At 69.0% G+C, this 15,121-nt stretch carries 24 protein-coding genes and 6 pseudogenes; 11 read left to right on the top strand and 19 right to left on the bottom strand.

Annotated elements, in window-relative coordinates; genetic code table 11:
- Positions 1 to 2: 2 nt before the first annotated feature.
- Positions 3 to 464, bottom strand: coding sequence for an extracellular solute-binding protein (locus G7085_RS32985; protein ID WP_197511807.1), 462 nt, complete (start codon positions 462 to 464; stop codon positions 3 to 5).
- Positions 362 to 1,210 carry an ABC transporter substrate-binding protein gene (locus G7085_RS32980; RefSeq protein WP_197511806.1) on the bottom strand — a complete coding sequence of 283 codons (849 nt, stop codon included), beginning with the start codon at positions 1,208 to 1,210 and terminating at the stop codon, positions 362 to 364. The genes G7085_RS32985 and G7085_RS32980 overlap by 103 nt, the downstream gene beginning before the upstream one ends.
- 275 nt (positions 1,211 to 1,485) lie before the next feature.
- Here G7085_RS32980 and G7085_RS16685 point away from each other — a divergent pair, with 275 nt between their 5' ends.
- The 7 genes and pseudogenes from G7085_RS16685 to G7085_RS35385 all read left to right on the top strand — a co-directional run.
- Positions 1,486 to 1,815 (top strand): winged helix-turn-helix domain-containing protein, encoded by a 330-nt coding sequence (locus G7085_RS16685; protein WP_197511805.1) that lies wholly within the window; start codon positions 1,486 to 1,488, stop codon positions 1,813 to 1,815.
- Between the two features lie 17 nt (positions 1,816 to 1,832).
- The gene (locus G7085_RS16680; RefSeq protein ID WP_197511804.1) at positions 1,833 to 1,997 is read left to right on the top strand and encodes a hypothetical protein; all 165 of its coding nucleotides are present in this window, start codon (positions 1,833 to 1,835) and stop codon (positions 1,995 to 1,997) included.
- Positions 1,958 to 2,209 (top strand): annotated as a pseudogene (locus tag G7085_RS30920) (ROK family protein); the annotation flags it as partial. The gene G7085_RS16680 and the pseudogene G7085_RS30920, both read left to right, overlap by 40 nt.
- Positions 2,210 to 2,217: 8 nt before the next feature.
- On the top strand, positions 2,218 to 2,619 hold the full coding sequence (locus G7085_RS30915; RefSeq protein ID WP_197511803.1) for an ROK family protein: 402 nt from the start codon (positions 2,218 to 2,220) through the stop codon (positions 2,617 to 2,619).
- A gap of 58 nt (positions 2,620 to 2,677) precedes the next feature.
- Complete coding sequence (locus G7085_RS27165) at positions 2,678 to 2,911, top strand: hypothetical protein (protein WP_231979633.1); 234 nt, start codon at positions 2,678 to 2,680, stop codon at positions 2,909 to 2,911.
- Positions 2,878 to 3,971 (top strand): annotated as a pseudogene (nhaA, locus tag G7085_RS27155) (Na+/H+ antiporter NhaA). The gene G7085_RS27165 and the pseudogene nhaA overlap by 34 nt, the downstream one beginning before the upstream one ends.
- Before the next feature lie 67 nt (positions 3,972 to 4,038).
- Positions 4,039 to 4,374: pseudogene (locus G7085_RS35385) on the top strand (DUF6176 family protein); the annotation flags it as partial.
- Positions 4,375 to 4,433: 59 nt separating this feature from the next.
- Here the strand turns inward: G7085_RS35385 and G7085_RS30910 are convergent.
- From G7085_RS30910 to G7085_RS16645, 3 genes and pseudogenes are all read right to left on the bottom strand, one after another.
- Positions 4,434 to 4,826: an MATE family efflux transporter gene (locus tag G7085_RS30910; protein ID WP_197511802.1), complete on the bottom strand. Its 393-nt coding sequence runs from the start codon at positions 4,824 to 4,826 to the stop codon at positions 4,434 to 4,436.
- 100 nt (positions 4,827 to 4,926) lie between these two features.
- A pseudogene (locus tag G7085_RS36390) lies at positions 4,927 to 5,082 on the bottom strand (hypothetical protein); the annotation flags it as partial.
- A 302-nt stretch (positions 5,083 to 5,384) separates the two neighbouring features.
- Positions 5,385 to 5,818: pseudogene (locus tag G7085_RS16645) on the bottom strand (MATE family efflux transporter).
- 275 nt (positions 5,819 to 6,093) lie between these two features.
- On the opposite strand from G7085_RS16645, the gene G7085_RS16640 reads away from it, so the two are divergent.
- The 4 genes from G7085_RS16640 to G7085_RS16625 all read left to right on the top strand — a co-directional run bounded on the left by G7085_RS16640 (position 6,094) and on the right by G7085_RS16625 (position 8,304).
- On the top strand, positions 6,094 to 6,702 hold the full coding sequence (locus G7085_RS16640) for a trypsin-like serine peptidase (protein WP_231979631.1): 609 nt from the start codon (positions 6,094 to 6,096) through the stop codon (positions 6,700 to 6,702).
- The gene (locus G7085_RS16635) at positions 6,657 to 7,076 is read left to right on the top strand and encodes a hypothetical protein (protein WP_197511798.1); all 420 of its coding nucleotides are present in this window, start codon (positions 6,657 to 6,659) and stop codon (positions 7,074 to 7,076) included. Before G7085_RS16640 ends, G7085_RS16635 begins: the two co-directional genes overlap by 46 nt.
- 5 nt (positions 7,077 to 7,081) lie before the next feature.
- Positions 7,082 to 7,675: a hypothetical protein gene (locus G7085_RS16630; protein ID WP_231979630.1), complete on the top strand. Its 594-nt coding sequence runs from the start codon at positions 7,082 to 7,084 to the stop codon at positions 7,673 to 7,675.
- 152 nt (positions 7,676 to 7,827) lie between these two features.
- Complete coding sequence (locus G7085_RS16625) at positions 7,828 to 8,304, top strand: hypothetical protein (protein WP_197511796.1); 477 nt, start codon at positions 7,828 to 7,830, stop codon at positions 8,302 to 8,304.
- A 94-nt stretch (positions 8,305 to 8,398) separates the two neighbouring features.
- Here G7085_RS16625 and G7085_RS16620 read toward each other — a convergent pair whose 3' ends face one another.
- The 14 genes and pseudogenes from G7085_RS16620 to G7085_RS16580 form a co-directional block, all read right to left on the bottom strand.
- Entirely contained in the window at positions 8,399 to 8,791 is a 393-nt protein-coding gene (locus G7085_RS16620; protein WP_197511795.1) for a hypothetical protein, read from the bottom strand.
- A complete protein-coding gene (locus G7085_RS16615; protein WP_197513106.1) occupies positions 8,788 to 9,129 on the bottom strand; it encodes a hypothetical protein in 342 nt (113 codons plus the stop codon). Before G7085_RS16615 ends, G7085_RS16620 begins: the two co-directional genes overlap by 4 nt.
- Before the next feature lie 29 nt (positions 9,130 to 9,158).
- Positions 9,159 to 9,713, bottom strand: a complete 555-nt coding sequence (locus G7085_RS16610; RefSeq protein WP_197512936.1) for a hypothetical protein — start codon at positions 9,711 to 9,713, stop codon at positions 9,159 to 9,161.
- Positions 9,703 to 9,822: pseudogene (locus G7085_RS35375) on the bottom strand (hypothetical protein); the annotation flags it as partial. The gene G7085_RS16610 and the pseudogene G7085_RS35375, both read right to left, overlap by 11 nt.
- A gap of 29 nt (positions 9,823 to 9,851) precedes the next feature.
- A complete protein-coding gene (locus G7085_RS16605) occupies positions 9,852 to 10,712 on the bottom strand; it encodes a 1-deoxy-D-xylulose-5-phosphate synthase N-terminal domain-containing protein (protein WP_197511794.1) in 861 nt (286 codons plus the stop codon).
- A 99-nt stretch (positions 10,713 to 10,811) separates the two neighbouring features.
- Positions 10,812 to 11,042, bottom strand: a complete 231-nt coding sequence (locus G7085_RS27145; RefSeq protein WP_231979629.1) for an ABC transporter permease subunit — start codon at positions 11,040 to 11,042, stop codon at positions 10,812 to 10,814.
- On the bottom strand, positions 11,000 to 11,563 hold the full coding sequence (locus G7085_RS16600) for a carbohydrate ABC transporter permease (RefSeq protein ID WP_231979628.1): 564 nt from the start codon (positions 11,561 to 11,563) through the stop codon (positions 11,000 to 11,002). The genes G7085_RS27145 and G7085_RS16600 overlap by 43 nt, the downstream gene beginning before the upstream one ends.
- On the bottom strand, positions 11,560 to 12,489 hold the full coding sequence (locus G7085_RS16595; protein ID WP_197511793.1) for a carbohydrate ABC transporter permease: 930 nt from the start codon (positions 12,487 to 12,489) through the stop codon (positions 11,560 to 11,562). The genes G7085_RS16600 and G7085_RS16595 overlap by 4 nt, the downstream gene beginning before the upstream one ends.
- A 19-nt stretch (positions 12,490 to 12,508) precedes the next feature.
- Complete coding sequence (locus tag G7085_RS27140; RefSeq protein ID WP_231979627.1) at positions 12,509 to 12,685, bottom strand: hypothetical protein; 177 nt, start codon at positions 12,683 to 12,685, stop codon at positions 12,509 to 12,511.
- Positions 12,682 to 13,032, bottom strand: a complete 351-nt coding sequence (locus G7085_RS27135; protein WP_231979626.1) for an extracellular solute-binding protein — start codon at positions 13,030 to 13,032, stop codon at positions 12,682 to 12,684. The genes G7085_RS27140 and G7085_RS27135 overlap by 4 nt, the downstream gene beginning before the upstream one ends.
- Positions 12,933 to 13,190 (bottom strand): hypothetical protein, encoded by a 258-nt coding sequence (locus G7085_RS27130; protein WP_231979625.1) that lies wholly within the window; start codon positions 13,188 to 13,190, stop codon positions 12,933 to 12,935. Before G7085_RS27130 ends, G7085_RS27135 begins: the two co-directional genes overlap by 100 nt.
- Positions 13,190 to 13,807, bottom strand: a complete 618-nt coding sequence (locus G7085_RS27125) for an ABC transporter substrate-binding protein (RefSeq protein WP_231979624.1) — start codon at positions 13,805 to 13,807, stop codon at positions 13,190 to 13,192. Before G7085_RS27125 ends, G7085_RS27130 begins: the two co-directional genes overlap by 1 nt.
- A gap of 26 nt (positions 13,808 to 13,833) precedes the next feature.
- On the bottom strand, positions 13,834 to 14,010 hold the full coding sequence (locus G7085_RS16585; RefSeq protein WP_197511792.1) for a hypothetical protein: 177 nt from the start codon (positions 14,008 to 14,010) through the stop codon (positions 13,834 to 13,836).
- Positions 14,011 to 14,068: 58 nt separating this feature from the next.
- Positions 14,069 to 14,875 carry an aminotransferase class V-fold PLP-dependent enzyme gene (locus G7085_RS16580; protein ID WP_197511791.1) on the bottom strand — a complete coding sequence of 269 codons (807 nt, stop codon included), beginning with the start codon at positions 14,873 to 14,875 and terminating at the stop codon, positions 14,069 to 14,071.
- Positions 14,876 to 15,121 lie beyond the last annotated feature (246 nt).

Here is a 15,121-nt window from a genome sequence, read left to right as displayed (position 1 = left end):
ACTCAGCTCCCGAACTGCTGCTGCGCCGACTCGAGCACTGCCTTCATGTCAGCCTGGCCGTTGTAGACGCTGACCAGTTCCGGCTGCACGAAGGTGTCGACCTTGGCCCAGTTGTCGGAGACGTACTGGCCCTGGACGTTGGCGAACGCGGCCTCGAACACGGCCTTCACGTCGTCGCGGTAGGCCTCGTCGAGCGACTCGAAGTAGAGCGGCTGGCTCTCGGCACGGGCCGGGTAGCTGCGGCCGGACGAGGCGATCGAGTCCTGCGAGTCCTTGCTGAGCAGGGAGCCGAGCACCTTGAGCGCGGCCTCCTTGTTCTCGCAGTTCTTGGCGATGCCGTAGCCGGAGCCGAGCACGAGGCTCAGGTTGCCCTTGTCCCCGGTGGGCAGCGGGGCGAGGCCGGCCTTGAAGCCCGCGTCGTTGGTGAGGTATCCGACCGCGTTCCAAGTGCCGTCGACGGCCATCGCCGCGTTCTCACCGCTGAACTGGTTCTCGCCCAGCCCGTGTCCGAGGCGGAGGCCACCGGTGCGGCGACCTTCTGATCGGTCACGAGACCGGCGTACCAGGCCGCCGCGTCGAGGAAGGCCGGGTCGGTGAGCTGGAGTTTGCCGTCCTGGGTGACGGGCTGGACGCCGCCCTTTGCGATCGGGAGCGCCTGCCACTGGAAGCCGCCCATGCCGATGCCGAAGCCGTACTTGCCGTCCTTGGTGGCGGCCTTGGCGGCCGCCTCGAAGTCGTCGAAGGTCCACCCGATCTCGGGGATCTTCGCGCCGGCGGCGTTCAGCTGATCCTCGTTGTAGTAGGTGACCATGGTGGCGACGTCAAACGGCAGGCCGTAGAGGTTGCCCTTGTTCTGCAGGATCTCGGTGGCGCCCGGGGCGAAGTCGGATTCCGCGAGCCCGGCGGTCTTGAGGTCGTCGGCGGTGAGGGCCGCGAAGCCGTCGGTGTAGCTGGCGAGCATGCCGGAGTTCATGCCGGTGACGCAGGCCATGTTGTTCGACGCCATGTTGGTGGTGAGCTTCGTGAAGAAGTCGCCCCAGGGGGCGGTGCGCAGCTCGACCTTGATGTCGGGGTTCTGCTCCTTCACGACGGCAAGCTGCGCCTCGAGCGCGGCGGTGTCGTCCTCGCTGCCTGCCCACATGTCGACGACGATCGTGGCGCCCGCGTCACCGCCACCGCCCGTCGCGCCGGGGAGGGGGTTCCTCCCCACCGCCACAACCGGTGAGGGCAATCGCGGCGCCCGTGGCAAGCGCCACTGCACCCAAGCGGATCTTCTTCATCGAAATTCTCCTCCTTGAAACCGGGGTTAATTCGACATCGAATCAACTTCCCTCAGATTTGGATGAAGTGATCGTTGCATGACCGCCCGAAAAGGGAAGAACCTCCGGCAATGTTATGAAAAGGTGATCTTCGACCCACCATGGCCCTCGACAAGCCCGCATGGCATCGCCTACTGTGAACTTCATTCGAGCATGGAGGAAGAACATGCGACACGCCCACGACGGCACCCACCCCGACGCCAACCAGCGCATCCTCGAGCTGGTCGCGCGCGGCGAAGCGAGCTCCAGGAGCCAGCTGGCCGAGGCCCTCGGCATGGCGCCGTCCACCGTCGGCCTCCGGGTCCAGGCGCTCATTGACGCGGGCGCGCTGCACGAGGGTGGGCCGGGAGCCTCGCGCGGCGGACGCCGCCCGCGGGAACTGCGGGTCAGCCAGGGACGCGGCGAGGTGCTCACGGTCGACCTGGGTGGCGGGCACGCCAGGCTCGGCAGGCATGCCCTCGGCGGGGCGCTCATCGAGACCCGCACCATTCCCTGACCCTCGCCGACGGGCCGGTGCCGACCCTGGAACTGGTCTCCGCCGCGCTCGACGACTTCCACGACGCGCCGATCCTCGCCATCGGCGTGTCGCTGCCCGGGCCGGTCAACCCCGAGCTCGGGGCGTCGACCAGCCCTCCCGGATGCCCGGATGGCAGGGGTTCAACGTCAGCGCGCACCTGACGGAGAGGTTCGGCGTCAACGTCGCCGTCGACAACGACGCAAATCTCGCGGCACTCGGCGAGCACCGCCTGAGCCTCGGCGAGTCGCAGCACTCCATCACGGTCAAGGCGGGAACCGCCATCGGATCGGGGATCGTCGTCGACGGGAGGGTGCACCACGGAGCCACCTCCGCCGCCGGCGACATCACCCACACCCGGATCGACACCGACGAGGAGGTGCCGTGTTCCTGCGGCAACCTCAACTGCCTCGAGACGGTCGCCAGCGGCGCGGGGTCGTCCGGCAGCTCCGCGAGGCCGGCTACGACGTCACCACCACCGCGGAGGCGCTCGCCCTCGCCCGGGACGCAGACGTCACAGCCACCCGACTCGTTCGGAAGGCGGGCAACCACCTCGGGCAGGTGCTCTCCGGCGTGGTGAACTTCTTCAACCCGCACGCCGTGTTCCTGACCGGGTCGATGAGTTCGTCGGAGCCGTTCCTGGCCGCCGTCCGGAGCCGCGTCTACGCGAGCTGCCACCCGCTCGTCACGCAGACGCTACGGATCGAGGCGGCGCATGCAGGGGCCGACTCGGTCCTCCTCGGCGCTGCCGCCCTCGCGCTCGAGCAGCTGGACCTGGCGGGCTGACCACCCGTGCCGCCGGATCGTGGCATCCGGCCGCCCGCCATGTAGGCTGGCCCGCGGTGTGTCGGGAAGTCTGGTCGGCGCCCGTCGGATCCGACGGGAACAGACCGGAAGGACCCATGACCGCCTCCCCCTCACCCGCCTGCGCGACTTCGTCTCGCGCGAGACCGTGGCGGGCGTCCTGCTGCTCGCTGCCGCCGCGCTCGCCCTGATCTGGGCCAACTCCCGTGGCGGGCGGCCTACGCCGACCTGTCCGCATGGGTGGTCGGGCCGGCCGCGCTGCACCTGGACCTGACGCTCGCCCAGTGGGCCGCCGACGGCCTCCTCGCCGTTTTCTTTCTCGTGGTGGGCCTCGAACTGAAGCAGGAGATCGTCACCGGAAGCCTGCGCAATCCCAGGCAGGCAGCGGTACCCGTGCTCGCCGCCGTGGGTGGCATGGCGGTGCCCGCGATCGTGTACGTCGCCGTCGTCACCGCGGCCGGGGCCACCGACGCGCTGCAGGGCTGGGCCATCCCGACCGCCACGGACATCGCCTTCGCCCTCGCCGTCCTCGCCGTCTTCGGGCGTGGACTCCCCGTGCCCTGCGCGTGTTCCTGTTGACGCTCGCGGTCGTCGACGACCTGCTCGCTATCATCGTCATCGCCGTCTTCTACACCGACACCGTGCACCCGCTGTGGCTGCTCGGCGCCCTGGCCGCCGTCGCCGTGTTCGCCTGCCTCGCCCGGCTGTCCCGGACCCGCTGGTGGCTGCTGCTTCCCGTCGGCGTCGTCGCGTGGGCGCTGATGCACTCCTCTGGCGTACACGCGACCATCGCCGGTGTGCTGCTCGGGCTGGTTGTTCCCGCGCGGCCCGTGCACGGCGAGTCCGGCACGCGTGCGCACCGCTTCGCCCACCTGGTGCAGCCCCTTTCGTCGGGCATCGTCGTGCCGGTGTTCGCCTTCTTCGCCGCGGGTGTCTCACTGGTCGACGGTGACGGCCCGCTCGCGGTCCTGCGCCAGCCCGTGCTGACAGCGATCATCGCCGGTCTCGTGATCGGCAAGGTCGTCGGCGTGATGGGTACCACCGCCATCGTGACGAAGCTGACGCCCCTGCGGCTGCCCGACGCGATCGGGCTGCGCGATCTGATGCCGGTGGGCCTCCTCACCGGCATCGGCTTCACGGTATCGCTCCTGATCGCCGAGCTCTCGTTCTCCGACGGCACCCACACCGCCGCCGCCAAGTTCGCCATCCTTGCCGGCTCGCTGCTCTCGGCCGTGCTCGGCGCAGCGGCGCTGCGTTGGTCGGCCCGCCAGAGCCGGTCGGCGGACATGAACGAGGACGGCATCGTCGACATGGACATCGAACCGATCGTCTGACGGGTTAGGGTGCGGCGATGCACCCGATTCCCTTCGCCCCGTCGCCGATGACTTCCCCGGATGGCCGATGCCGCCGTCCGTGCCCGAGGGGGTGCGCCTCGAGCTCAGCAGGGCCCGCCTCCTCGACGGGCGCGAGGCGGGCTTCGACGACTGGATGCGGACGCTGCACGAACGCTACGACGAGTGCCTCGCGAGCCTGCCGCGGGAGAAGATGGCGTTCGAGGCGACGTTCCTCAACCAGGAGGCCGACGGCAGCTGGTGGATGTACCACCTGCAGATGCTCGGCGCCGACTCCCCGGGCCTCGTCCTGGACAACGACCTGGATCGCACCCACCACGCGTTCGCCGTCGCGACCAAGGAACGCGGGTGGGAGGAGCTCCAACCACGGCTCTTCCTGGCGCCCCCCGCGGTCCGCGAGGCGATCGTGGGGCGGCACTGGGTTGACCGGCCGGCGGGGACGGTTCAGCTTGCGCGGGCCAGGCTGAAGCGACGCACCGGGGTGGGCTCGGGGGCGCCGTCGGGGTGCCCCATCAGCGCGCGACGCCAGCCGAACCATGCAACGGACACCGGCAGCAGGGCACCGAGCCACGCAAGTGGAGCGGCGAGCGCGACGCCGAGGAAGCCGAACTGAGTCACCAGCGCGAGTCCGGCCACCGAGCGCAGCGCGAGCTCCATGAAGCCGGCCAGCGTCGGGACAGCGGTCGCTCCGAGGCCCTGGATCGCGTTTCGCATGACGAACAGGCTCGCCAGGATCGGATACAGGGCGCCGTTGATGATCAGGTACTCGTGCGCCAACGCCACCACCTGAGGCTCGCCGTCGCCGACGAAAAGCCTCACGATGGGTGTTCCGAACACGATGATCAGACCCCGAGAAGCACCGCGAGGCCCAGGTCAGGAGGCTCGTGCGCCAGACGCCGACCCGGATCCGCTCCCAGCGGCCGGCACCACGGTTCTGCGCGACGAAGGTGGTCAGCGCCAGGCCGAACGAGGCGAGCGGCGCGACGGCGACCTGGTCGACACGCATGGCGGAGGTGAAGGCGGCGACCGCCTCGGAGCCGAGCCCGTTGATGGCGTACTGCAACACGACCGCGCCGATCGCGATCACCGACATCTGGAAGCCCATCGCCAGGCCGGGGCGCAGCGACTCGCCGAGCTCGCCGGGACGCGAGGCCCAGTCGGCGCGGGTGAGGTGGAGCTGCGGCATCCGCACCTTGACGAGGATGAGGCACAGCACCACCGACACGGCCTGCGCCAACACCGTCGCGAGCGCCGCGCCGGGAACGCCCCAGCCGAGCCCGCCGATGAACGCGACCACGAGGACGACGTTCAGCACGCAGCTGATCACGAGGAAGTAGAGCGGGGTGCGGCTGTCGCCCAGCGCGCGGATCACCGCGGCGAGGAGGTTGTAGGCCATCACGATCGGGGTGCCCAGAAGCTGATCACCAGGAACGCCTCGGCGTCGGTCATCAGCTCCGGCGGCGTCTGCATCAGGACGAGCAGGTCGTGCGCCCCGAAGACGCCGACCAGCATGATCACCACAGCGATGGCGGCGCCGATCCGGATGGAGTTTGCGAAGTGCCTGCGCAGCGTCGCCATGTCGCCGGCCCGAAGGCCTTGGCGATCGGGATCGCGAGGCCGCCGGAGGCGCCGAAGGTGAAGCCGAGCAGCAGGAACATCAGCGAGCCGGTCGCGCCGACCGCGGCCAGCGCTTCAACGCCCACCATGCGGCCGACAACCGCGGCATCGGTGAACTGGTACACCTGCTGGAACAGGTTGCCGATCAGGAGGGGAAGGGTGAACGCGACAATCACGCGGGTCGGCGAACCGACGGTCAGGTTATTGGTCATGCAGGTTTCTTCACGCGCCCGGAGACGGGCTGAGGTGGGTGATGAGGCTGGAGGGGCAGGCACCAGAGAGGCGCGGGCCGACCAGTAAGCTTACGCGTTTGCCGCCAGAGATCAATTCGGCCCCGGGGCACGGGGTCGACGGCACTCGAGGCGACGGGGCGGCGCCGCGACGGCGGGACGGCAATTGTGTTCCGGTCCCACACCCGGGTCGCTCCCCGTCGATAGGCTCGCCCTGACGACTCGTGGAGGAGGGGAACATGGTGAGACGATGGCTCATGACGGCGGCCGCGGCCGTTGTCCTCGCGGGATGCGCGCCTGTCCCGCCCGAGCTCCTGCCCCGACGGCCGAGCCCGGTTCCCGGAGCCCACGCCGTCCGCCACCGCCCCGACCCAGGTCGTTCCCGCGCCCCGATGGCGCCGGAGGACCTGAGCCTCTACGGCGGCGTCGCCCGCCTCGACACGTCGTCGGCCTGCACCGGCACCCTCATCGAGACCGGCGTCGACAAGGCACCCGCCTACATCCTGACCAATGGCCACTGCGTCGGGATGGACAACGCCGCCGCGGGCGACATCCTCGTCGACGGCGAAGGCGCCGGCGAGGCCCACTTCTTCGACGTGCTCGGGGCCGCCGAGGGGTCGGTGCGAAGCGTCCAGGTCGCCCGTTACGAGTACGGCACCATGCGCGGTGTCGACATCGGCATCATCCGCCTCGACACGACCCTCGGCGAGCTTCGCGCGGCGGGCGCCGTCCCGCTCCCCATCACAGGAACGGCCCCCGCCGTGGGCACCGAGGTGGTCAACATCGCGGCACCTTCGCAGGGGTTGAAGCCACCGAGGTCGTGCTCCGCAAGGGTGAGTGCACCCTCGGCGGGGCGGTCGACCTGATCGAGCACCACTGGCTGTGGCTCGGCGTACCCCGCACCGACTGCCCCGGTGTCCTCGGCGGCTCGTCCGGCTCCCCGCTGATCGCCGACGGCACTGTCGTCTCGATCATCAACACCACCAACGGTGGCGTTCCCGCCGACCGTGCGGGCACCTGCTACCTCGGAAAGCCGTGCGAGATCACGGACGCCGGGGCCATGCCCTCCCCGAGACGAGCTACGGGGTCGATGTCGCCGGGATCGGCGCCTGCTTCCCCGGCGGCAGCTTCGCCCTGGGCGGCACCTGCCCGCTGCCCACCGCGAGCCTCACAGGGCTCCGTGGTGGCGGGATCTTCACCACCGCGGGCCTCGAGGCGTCCGGTCGCCAGCCGGAGTTGAGGCTCATGGGACCGGCGCAGAGCGTCGTCGTGGCCGAGGTTCCGTTGGGTCAGGCGCGCGCCTGCAGCGACCCGGCGATCTACGCCGGCGCGACGCCTGTCCAGTTGGCTGCCGACGGCGAACCGACCCCGCTGCCGTTCGCCCTCCCGACGGAGCACGGGTTCGCACTGGTCTGCGTGGCGGTCCCCGGTAGGGAGACGGAGGCGGCACGGCTCGTCTTCTCCATCGACGGCGAGGCACCCACAGCGGGCCCGGAACTCGCCGTCCAGGAGATGGGCGACGGCACCGTCATGGTCGATCCGCTGTTCGACATTCCCGACATCGCGGACCTCCAGGTGCTGTTCGGCCCGTCGATGAGACGGACTGCGCCGACCGGGACTCGTACTTCCAGTACCGCCGGCAGTCGTTCTTCTTCGAGGCGGCGGAGCTTCCGGCCCGCTTCTGCGCGGTCGGCTTCGACATGGCAGGCAACGAGTCCCGGTGACCGACCGGGTAGTCGGCGCCTGACCGCGCCGACAGCAACCCAGACCCGCGGCACGGACACAGGCGCCGAGGGACGGGTCGGTATCTGCGGGCGCGGTCACATCGCCGAGCGGTGACGACAACCCGGCACGCAAATTTTCGCCGGTCTCCACGGCATCGCGGCACGCGTACTGACAAGGCGGTACGGGTCCGGGCGGGGCTACGGAAGTGCGGGCACGAGGGGTCAGGTGGTCAGAACGGTCCGGTTTCTCTGGGAGGATTGGGCAACGTGAACAAGACCGCGGCGCAAGTCAGTGAACGAATCGTCGGAAGCAAGGCGGGGCAGGTCCCGTGGGCCCGCGAGGCGATCCTCGTGCTGCGCGAGACGGCGTCCCGGTACGGGGCGACCATCACCTACGCCGACCTCGCCGAGGCCGTCCAGAACCGCTCGGGCGTTCGCACCCACGCCCAGCAGCGCACCTGGCTCGCAGGCGTGCTCCGCCTCGTCGCGACCGCCTGCCAGGGGCGGAACCTCCCACCTCTGACCTCGCTCGCCGTGAACCGGCAGGACGGCCAGGTCGGCGTCAACTACGACATGGTCGCCGCCACCACCGGCGCGGCCCCTTCGCCAGCCCCCGCGAGCGCGAGCGCCACGCTGCCGAGTCGCGACTGGCCTGCTACAAGGCGTTCTGCTCTGAGGTACCGGAGGACGCGGCACCTGTCGTGGCACAGCCCGCAAGGCCGCGGCACCGACCACGGCGCGTAAGCCGGAGCCCGTCGAGCTACGGGCCCAGTGTGCACCAGCTGCTTCCTCGAGCTGCCGCTGATGGGCGGCGAGTGCCCGAACTGCAACTGATCCGCTAGAGGCCGAGCACCCCGAGCGACGCGTTGACGATGCTCCCGGCGTCCAGGCTGTGGGCGGCGTAGAGATCCGGCACCGAGCCCGACTGTCCGAAGGCGTCCACCCCGAGTGAGGCCGACGGCGCGGCGAGCGCAGAGCCGATCCAGGCCAGGTGGTGGCTGGCGGCGTCCTGCACCGTGACGAGCGGACGGCCCGGGTGAACACCGACAGAGCTGTCGCCGGCTGCGGCGAGCGGGCGCTCCGGATCCCTCGGTGAGGCTGCTGCGCCAGGCGCGGTAGAGGCGGCCCGGGCTCGTGACATCGACCACCTCGGCCCCGATGCCCTCCTCCCCAGTTCCGCGGCAGCTTCGAGTGCCTCAGGCACCAGCGCGCCCACCGCGGCGATCGTCACCTGCGGCGCGGCCCCTCCCCGGCCGGACGCAGCAGGTAGGCGCCGCCCAGCACCTGGCCGCGGAGTAGCTCCTCCCCAAGCCTCGCCAGCGCCGCGTCGAACGGGGCCTGGTCGAGCTGCCTGGTGGTGAGCCGGAAATACGTCGACTCCGCCCGCCTGTCGTCGCTGCCCGCGACCCGGGCCAGCGCATCGCACAGCAGCCAGTCGAGGCTGCGGAGGTAGGCGGGCTCATGATAGGTGAGCCCCGGCAGTTCGGTGCCGATAGAGGCCGTGATGCTCGACTGGTGGGCACCGCCCTCCGGCGCGAGCGTCACGCCAGACGGGGTACCGGCGAACACGAAGCTCGACCCCGAATACGTGCCGTAGATCAGGGCGTCGAGGCCCGGCAGACGAACGGGTCGTACAGCGTGCCCACCGGCAGGAGCCGCTGGTCGGAGAAGCTCTCGGCCAGCCCCAGCTGCCCGAGCAGCAGGAACAGGTTCATCTCGGAGATGCCGAGCTCGATGTGCTGGCCGGACGGGGTCTCCCGCCAACGCAGCAGCGGATCGTCCGACCACGTCTGGCGCTCGTGCTCCGCAAACACGCCGACGCGGTTGATCCAGCCCGCGAGGTTGGTGGAGGTCGCGACGTCGGGTGAGGTCGTCACGAGGTGGCGGCGGACGCCGTCGTCCCGCGAGAGGTCGACGAGGATGCGACCGAACCCCTCCTGGGTGCTGATCGGGCGTGACGCGCGCTGCCCGGTCGAGGTCGGTACCTGCGGTCTGGCTCCGATGGTGCGGGGCCACGGGTGAGATGACGGCCGCGCTCTGCCAGCAGCCTCCCTCAGGCGACTCCGGGTCGAAGCGCTCCCATTCGGCGTCGGCGTCAATCCCGAGCGAGGTGCGCAACTGCTCGACCTGCGCGGTGCTGAGCACAGCCGCATGGTTGCGGGCGTTGCCCTGGATCGGAAGGCCCCAGCCCTTGTGGGTGTAGGCGAAGATGACGGTCGGGCGCTGCGGGTCGGCGTCGGCCTGCTCGAGGGCTTCGAGCACGCTGGCGAGGTCGTGGCCGCCCAGGTCGGTCACCAGCGTCGCCACCTCGTCGTCGGGCAGGCCGGCGAGGAGATCTGCGACCGCGGCCGGTGCGCCATCGAGGAAGCGGGCCCGCAGCTCGGCGGGGCCGAGCCCGAAGAGCGACTGGTAGCGCTCGTTGGGCATCCGGTCGATCCACTCGAGCAGGGGTTCGCCGTCATGCTCGGCCGCGAAAGCGCGGAGCCGCGCCCGTACTTGACCTCGATGACCTGCCAGCCGTGCGCGGCGAACGCCGCATGCCAGGGCGAGATCCGCACATCGGGCACGATCCGGTCGAGCGACTGGCGGTTGAAGTCGACGAGCCAGGTCACCTGACCCAGCGCGTTCGACGCGGGATCGTGCACGGCCTCCCACACGTTGCCCTCGTCGAGCTCAGCGTCACCGAGCACCGCCACGAAACGCGACGAGGGCCGGGCCCCGAAATGGGCGTCCACATAGTCACGCACCCCGGCCGCGAAGATCGTGGCGGCCGGTCCGAGGCCCACCGACCCGGTGGAGAAATCGACCCGGTCGGGATCCTTCGTGCGGGAGGGATAGGCCTGCAGGCCTCCGAACTCGCGCAGTTCGGTGAGCCACTCGGCGTCGAGGTTGCCCATCAGATAGTTGAGGGAGTGGAGGACGGGCGAACCGTGCGGCTTCACCGCGACGAAGTCGTCAGCATCGAGGTGGTGCAGATACAGCGCCGTCATCAGCGTGACCATCGATGCACAGGACGCCTGGTGCCCGCCCACCTTCAAGCCGTCCCTGTCCGGTCGACGATGGTTTGCGACCTCGATCATGTTGGTCGCCAACCACAGCACCCGCCGCTGGATCGCGTCCAGCACCGCCAGGTCCGGCGTCATTTCCGACATCTCCCTCTACTCCCTCTCAGCCCTTCGTTGCACCTTGGGTAAGTCCTGCCACGATCCACCTGCTGGCGAATGCGAACAGCACCATGGTCGGAAGGATAGTCAGCACCGCTGCGGCCGACATGGGCCCCACTCGATATTGAAGCTGGAGATGAACCCGTTGAGCGCCGTCGGGATCGTCTTCCGGTCGTCGGTGTTGATCAACGTCACCGCGAGGAACAACTCGTTCCAGCAGTTTACGAAGTTGAAGATGAAGGTGGCGATGATGCCGGGCGTCATGACCGGCACGATCACCCGCCAAAGGGCCCCGAACCGGGTGGCGCCGTCGACCATGGCCGCCTCCTCGAGGCTGTCTGGCACGTTGTCGAAGAAGCCCGCAGCATGATCGCCGAGAACGGGATGGTCATGGCGATGTAGATGAGCACGAGGCCGAAGCGCTTGTCGACGAGCCCCAGGTTGGTGAACATCTGGTACAGCGGGCCGAGCGCGATGAACGCGGGGATCATCTGCGTCACGAGGAACGCGAGCATGACTGCGCCCTTACCGCGGAACTGGAAGCGCGACAGGACGTAGGCGCTAAGCAGCGCGATCGTGGTGGCCACGAGCGCCGCCGAGGCGGAGACGATGACGCTGTTGAGCAGGTAGTCGCCGAACTGTGCCTTCCGGAACAGGCTCACGTAGTTGTCGAGCGTAAACTCCTTCGGCCAGTAGCGCACCGGGTACTCGGCGATCTGGTTTGCCGGTTTGAAGGACGTCAGCAGGATCCAGTACAGCGGGAAAAGCGTGATGACGAGCCACAGCCCGAGCCCGAGGATCCTGACCACGGTCAGCCAGCGGGGGTCCTTGTTGATCATGTGGCACGCTCCCGGTTCAACAACAGCAGGTACAGGCCGGTGAAGACCACCAGGACGCCCATGATGATGAACCCGAGGGCGGAGGCAAGGCCGTAGTCGCCCTGCTGGGTGAACTGGATCATCCAGGTCGTCGCGATCTGGGTCTGGTTTGCCGGGCCGCCGCCGGTCATGGCGTAGATGATGTCGGGGAAGTTGAAGATCCAGATGACGCGCAGCAGCACCGTCAGCACCAGGGTGGTGCGGATGGTGGGGATGGTGATCCTGGTCAGGGTGCGCCAGCGGCTCGCGCCGTCAAGCGCAGCCGCCTCGTAGAGCTCGTCTGGAACCGACTGCAGCGCGGCGAGGATCATGATGGAGAAGAAGGTGACGCCGTACCAGACGTTGGCGATGATGACGCTGAGCAGCGCCAGGTCGGGGTCGGCCAACCACGGGACGGGCCGGTCGACCAGCCCGACGCGCATCAGCAGGTCGTTGACAACGCCGAACTCGGAGTTGAACATCCAGCGAAACAGGATGCCGATCAGGAAGCCGGAGACGGCCCAGGGGTAGAACACGACGGCCTGGTAGAACCCGCGGAAGCGGAACTTCTTACGCAGGCCCAACGCGATCAGGAAACCGATGAGGAACTGCGGCACCAGCGAGCCGACCACCCAGATCAGGGAGTTCAGCATCACCTTCGCAAACAGCGGATCGGAGAACAGCGTGAGGAAGTTCTGCAGGCCCACGAACGGGGTGCTCGTGAGGTCCCAGAGGGACCACTTGCGAAACGCCATCTGCCCACCGACCGCGAGCGGGTAGTAGGTGAAGATGATGACGAAGACGAACGCGGGCGCCAGATACGCGAGGATCGTCAGCGCCGCGCGCCCGTTGAACTGTCGCCCGAGGTGGGGCGGGTGCGACGCGCACCCGCCCCCTGGCGACCTCACCGGTCGGAGTCGACATGGATCAGCCGGCCCACTTCTCGGTCCAGAACTGGTCCCAGCCCTTCAGCATGTCGGCGGTCGACATCTTGCCGATCAGGACCTGCTGCAGGTCGGCCTCCGAGCGCTGCATCCACTCGGTCCACCAGGCTGAGCCGCGGGGCTCGACGACGGAGATCCAGGTGTCGGGGTTCGAGCTCATCTCGACGTAGGCGGCCCAGGGCCGGACTTGAAGAACTCGTCCTCGCCGGCGGCCTGCTGGATCGGCACCAGCGAGTTGTCCTTGGCGAACTGGGTCGAGGCGTCACCCGACAGGAACTTGACGAGCTCGACGGCCTCCTCCTTGTGCTTCGACGCCTCGGCGACGCCCCAGCCGGCGGTTGCCATCGGCCACGCGGCCTTGCCGGTCGGGCCGACGGGGTTGGTTGCGACGCTCCACTGCTCCGGCGTCAGCGACGAGTCGTTGACGACGGCGATGACCTCGGGATCCTGGAGCAGGAACGCGGTCGATCCGTTGGTGAACGCCTGCACCATCTCGGCGTAGCCCATGCGACAGACGATTCGGGCGAGCCGGTCTTGAAGAGCTCGAGGTACTTGTCCATGGCGACCTGCGACTCCGGGGTGGAGAAGATGGTGGCGCCGCTGTCGACCTTGTAGGCGTTGGACACGTCGAGGTTGTCGATGTTGTAGGCCTGCAGGATGCTCATCAGCTGGCCCGCCGAGTTCGGCCCGCCACGGAAGGCGTAGCCGTACTTGTTCTTTGCCGGGTCCTGGATCGCGGCGGCCTGCTCGACCAGGTCGTCCCAGCTCTTGGGGCGCCGTCGAAGCCTGCGTCCTTGACCATGTCGGTGCGGTAGAAGAGGCTGAGCCCGTAGAAGCCGTATGGCACGAAGTACGACTTGCCGTCGGCGTCGAGCGCCACGTTCTGTGCCTGGTCGGTGAGCTTCGAGAGCCCGTCCCAGCCCTTGATCTCGGTCGACATGTCGTAGAGCCACTTGTTGTTGCTGAACGGGCCGACCGTGAGGTCACGGACCTCGAGCACGTCGATACCGGAGCCAGACTGCAGCATCTGCTGCAGCTTCTGGTCGGCCTGCTCGGTGGGCGGTGAGACCAGTTGCACCTTGACGTCCGGGTTGGCCTTCTCGAAGTCCGCGATCATCGACTTCAGCAGGTCGGTGCGTGCCGGGTTGGTGAGCGACTCGACCATCTGGAGCGTGACCTGGCCACCCTCCGTGCCGGCGCCTTCGTCGCCGCCGGCGCATCCGGTCAGCGCGAGCGCGAGGGCCGCCGCCGAGGCGGTGGCCATTGTGAGCTTCCTGCGCATGGATCCTCCTTGATTCTTGTTGCCTGTCATGCGATTCCCCTGTTGTTGTCGAGCGACCACTGGTTGAGGAGGGGAATCCCAACCGTGGCCAGGTACCGGTAGTCATCGAGGGCGTTGTAGGCGTGGGCCGACAGCCGCAGGTACCCGCGGCCCTCGAAGTTCGTGAAGGCGATGCCGATGCCGGTCGCATCGCTGAAGGGCACGCGCAGCGCGTCCGCCTCGGGTGGGTCGAGCCCAGGTCTCCGGGCAGGCCGACGAGTCTCAGCGGTCCGACGCTCTGGCCGACATCGGGGAGAGGCACCTCGACGAGCCCGTCGAGTGCGTCGGCGACGACGGCGCAACCCTCGGCGAGCAGCGCCGCGGAGGTGGCGCGGATGGTGTCCCACCCGATGGCCGCGTCGAGATGGCGCCACGCGAAGGGGCCGTCAGCCAGGGGTGGCGTCGAAGGTGCCCGAGTGGTCGAAGCGCTGCGGGAAGGGGTGCGGCGCGCCCCAGGAGTCGATGACGGGGAAGAGCTCCTGCCCGTCCCCCGCGAGACGAGGACGGCGGCGCCCCGGGGCGCGCAGACGAACTTGTGGAGGTTACCCACCAGTAGTCGGCCTCGCGGCAGATCGGGTCGCTCATCACGCCGGGCGCGTGGGCGCCGTCGACGAGGGTGAGGACGCCGAGTTCCCGCGCCCGCCGGCAGATGTCGTCGACGGGGAACTCGCGGGCGGTGGCCGAGGTGACCTGGTCGATCACCAGCAGCGTCGGGCGGGTCTGTTCCATCGCCTCCGCCACGAGGGCGAACGCCTCGGGCCCGGTCGCCGCCAGCGGGATCGACACCGTCGTGGCCGTGCCGCCGGTGCGGCGCGCGACTCGCTCGGCACCCATCGTGACGGCTCCGTAGCCGTGGTTGGTCACCATCACGTCGACGGGCCCGCGGTCCATCAACGCCTGGAACACGACGGACGCACCGGCCGAGGCGTTGAGCACGAAGGCGAGGTTGCCGCGCGGCACGTTCAACAGCGCGGCCATCTCCTCGCGGGCCTCCCCGATCTGCGGCGCGAGGCTCGCGAACCAGCGCACCGGGTTCCACTCCGCCAGCCGGCGCAGCCGGTCCTGCTCCTCCTGGACGGCGACGGGGACGGCCCGAACGACCCGTGGTTCAGGTGCTTGACCCGCGGATCCAGCGACCAACGGGGTTGGGGATCGTTCCCCGGCTGAGCGGCGACTGCCATGCGATCAGACCTCCTTGTCTGACAATTATGGGGTGACCACCTCACTGCGTCACCCAAAGTGACCGAATCGTTACATGATTGTCTGACAATCGCC

Source organism: Tessaracoccus coleopterorum (genome assembly GCF_011174705.1).
GTDB classification, from domain to species: Bacteria; Actinomycetota; Actinomycetes; order Propionibacteriales; family Propionibacteriaceae; genus Arachnia; species Arachnia coleopterorum.
Note: the sequence above shows the minus strand (reverse complement) of the source record. Positions and strands in the feature narration are given on the sequence as shown.